We start from the raw sequence: 2,825 nt of genomic DNA on the forward strand, positions 1-2,825 counted from the left end.
GGGCTGTTTGAATTCTATGCAACAGCTCGGTGCATGGCTATTATTCGGGCCTCATTCCGAGGCGAGACCTGCATGCTGACGTTGTTGAACCTTCTGAAGGATGGGCAATTCCATTCCGGCCAGGCTCTGGGAGCCACCCTGGGAATTAGTCGAAGTGCGGTGTGGAAGCAGCTTCAGCATCTCGAGGCTGAGCTTGGGCTGTCCATACATAAAGTTCGAGGGCGAGGCTACCAGTTGGCTTCGCCGCTGGCGTTGCTCGACCCGCTCAAGATAGAGGAAAGCCTTGCAGGCTGGTCCGTGAGCGTCTTCAGCTCAATCGACTCTACTAACGCCGAATCGCTGCGCGCCGTTGAGCGCGGTCAAATGGCCCCCTTTCTGGTGCTGGCTGAACGACAAATTTCCGGACGTGGGCGCAGAGGTCGCAAATGGGTAAGCCCGTTTGCCGAGAACCTCTATTACAGTCTCGTGTTGCGTATTGACGGTGGGATGCGCCAGCTTGAAGGGCTAAGTCTTGTTGTCGGTCTTGCGGTCATGCAAACCCTGCGAGCGCTTGGGGTGGCGGGTGCCGGGTTGAAGTGGCCCAATGACGTTTTGGTGGGGCGAAAAAAAATCGCGGGAATCTTGCTGGAGCTGGTTGGGGATCCGGCAGATGTGTGTCATGTAGTGCTGGGTATCGGCATAAACGTGAACATGCAAACAACCGACGAGGTTGATCAGCAGTGGACATCGATAAGGCTCGAGTCGGGGAAGCCTTGTGATCGCAATAGTCTGGCGGTTGAGTTGAGTAAGCAGTTGCAACTTTATTTGCAGCGTCATCAATCAGGTGGTTTCTCAGCGCTTCAGGCAGAGTGGGAGGCGAGCCATTTATGGCAAGGGCAGTCGGTTTCTCTCACTGCCGGCGTCACTCAGATAGATGGCGTGGTGCTGGGGGTCGATAATCAAGGTGCGCTGCGATTGAAGGTAGATGGTGTGGAAAAAGTCTTTAGTGGTGGTGAGCTCAGCTTGAGGTTGCGTGATGATTCTTGAGCTTGATTGCGGAAACAGCTTTATCAAGTGGCGGGTGCTGAATGGCGAGGCCGATACCCTGATCGCGGAAGGGGTGGTTGATTCTGATGGGGCATTGGTCGGCAATCTTCGCTCGCTCGATAAATTGTGTCTCGGCAAATGCCGCCTTGTCAGTGTAAGAACAGAGGACGAGACCAATTTGCTGATTGGTCTCCTCAAGCGTGAGTTCGATATATCCGTTGTCTGTGCGAAACCTGCTCGCGAAATGTCTGGCGTCAAGAACGGCTATGAGGACTACGAGCGTCTGGGTCTTGATCGCTGGTTGGCGATGCTTGGCGGCTTTCATCTGGCTGCTGGGGCTTGCCTGGTTCTTGATTTTGGGACGGCGGTGACTGCTGATTTCGTCTCGTCGGAAGGTGAGCACCTGGGAGGCTTTATTTGTCCTGGCATGCCATTAATGCGAAATCAATTGCGTACGCATACCCGAAAGATTCGCTATGGCGATCTTGCAGCGGAACGGGCATTGGTGAGTCACGCTCCTGGGCGCAATACGGTCGAGGCGGTGGAGCGTGGCTGTTCGTTGATGCTCAGGGGATTCGTACTGACGCAGTTGGAGATGGCGCGTTCCTACTGGGGAGAAGGCTTCAGTGTTTTCATCACTGGAGGGGATGCCGGGCTGGTGTCGGATGTTGTGCCTGAGGCCAGGGTGGTTCCCGATTTAGTGTTCGTAGGTTTGGCTATGGCATGTCCTTTGTCCTGAGGTTTGTATGCGCTGGTTGTTTCTCCTGCTTCTTGTACTCAATGTGTTTTATTACGTCTGGCATCAGCAGGAGGCGCCATTGCGTGCAAAGGATGTCACGCCTCTGCGTCTTTATAGTGGTTCGCAGCAGGATATCCGTTTGCTGAGCGAGGCTGGTGATGCTCCGCGGGGCGTGAAGACTGATGGGCAGTGTCTATATGTAGGTGGGTTGAGTCGTCCTGAAGCGGCACAAGCTTTGGGGCAGGGTCTGGCTGAGTTGGGAGTGAAGGCTCAGGCTGTGCCTAAAGACCTTTCCAGCAATGCATATTGGTTCCGAATTACACCCGAAACCCAGCGTTTGCTGGGGGATGTTCAGATGCAAAACCTTTCCAAGGAATTCAATGAGTTAAAACATAAAATAATGCTGTGTGAGGGGGTTGCACCTGCGGAATAGTTTGCATAGAATGGCGCCCGCTCCACAGCGAAGACCTGAAAGGGTTTTAGCAGTGAGGTGATGTCAACGCAGCTAACCTCAGGTTTTTAAATGAGAAAATGCTTGACAAGGGTTTGGCATAGTATAGAATGCCGGCCTGATTAGGAGGGGTTCCCGAGCGGCCAAAGGGATCAGACTGTAAATCTGACGTCTACGACTTCGAAGGTTCGAATCCTTCTCCCTCCACCAGATTTTAGCGTGAGCTGCAGGCTCCGCGGGTATAGTTTAGTGGTAGAACCTCAGCCTTCCAAGCTGATGATGCGGGTTCGATTCCCGCTACCCGCTCCAGGTTTGCAGGTTGTGCAAAGTGTTACGCTCTTGTAGCTCAGTTGGTAGAGCACACCCTTGGTAAGGGTGAGGTCAGCGGTTCAAATCCGCTCAAGAGCTCCATATAACAAGGCAGATATGAAAATATCTGCCTTTGTTTTAATGGCTAGGGTTGTTTGCTTATTTCTTCTGTTAGGGGTGATATCGATGGCTAAGGAAAAATTTGATCGTTCCCTACCGCACGTCAACGTCGGAACTATCGGTCACGTTGACCACGGTAAAACCACTCTGACCGCTGCTCTGACTCGCGTCTGCTCCGAG

Annotated in this window: 4 protein-coding genes and 3 tRNA genes; all 7 read left to right on the top strand. The window is 53.2% G+C overall.

The genetic code is table 11. From position 1 onward, the window contains the following. Positions 1 to 72: 72 nt before the first annotated feature. A complete protein-coding gene (gene birA / locus M5B44_RS28705; RefSeq protein WP_248741298.1) occupies positions 73 to 1,026 on the top strand; it encodes a bifunctional biotin--[acetyl-CoA-carboxylase] ligase/biotin operon repressor BirA in 954 nt (317 codons plus the stop codon). Then, complete coding sequence (locus tag M5B44_RS28710; protein WP_248741296.1) at positions 1,016 to 1,765, top strand: pantothenate kinase; 750 nt, start codon at positions 1,016 to 1,018, stop codon at positions 1,763 to 1,765. Before birA ends, M5B44_RS28710 begins: the two co-directional genes overlap by 11 nt. A gap of 7 nt (positions 1,766 to 1,772) precedes the next feature. Continuing rightward, positions 1,773 to 2,198: a hypothetical protein gene (locus M5B44_RS28715; protein ID WP_248741297.1), complete on the top strand. Its 426-nt coding sequence runs from the start codon at positions 1,773 to 1,775 to the stop codon at positions 2,196 to 2,198. 143 nt (positions 2,199 to 2,341) lie between these two features. Further along, a tRNA-Tyr gene (locus M5B44_RS28720) sits at positions 2,342 to 2,426 on the top strand. Positions 2,427 to 2,451: 25 nt separating this feature from the next. Beyond that, positions 2,452 to 2,525, top strand: a tRNA-Gly gene (locus M5B44_RS28725). A 26-nt stretch (positions 2,526 to 2,551) separates the two neighbouring features. After that, positions 2,552 to 2,627: transfer RNA gene (locus M5B44_RS28730), tRNA-Thr, on the top strand. Between the two features lie 84 nt (positions 2,628 to 2,711). After that, on the top strand, positions 2,712 to 2,825 hold a 114-nt coding region (locus M5B44_RS28735; protein WP_007916459.1), incomplete at its 3' end, for a GTP-binding protein.

Origin of the sequence: Pseudomonas sp. MWU12-2029, from assembly GCF_023242425.1 — a bacterium.
Lineage (GTDB): Bacteria > Pseudomonadota > Gammaproteobacteria > Pseudomonadales > Pseudomonadaceae > Aquipseudomonas > Aquipseudomonas kribbensis.

Bases quoted from the DNA above. Each gene is read 5' to 3' on its own strand.
- birA (WP_248741298.1), top strand. From the start codon at position 73: ATGCTGACGTTGTTGAACCTTCTGAAGGATGGGCAATTCCATTCCGGC.
- M5B44_RS28710 (WP_248741296.1), top strand. From the start codon at position 1,016: ATGATTCTTGAGCTTGATTGCGGAAACAGCTTTATCAAGTGGCGGGTG.
- M5B44_RS28715 (WP_248741297.1), top strand. From the start codon at position 1,773: ATGCGCTGGTTGTTTCTCCTGCTTCTTGTACTCAATGTGTTTTATTAC.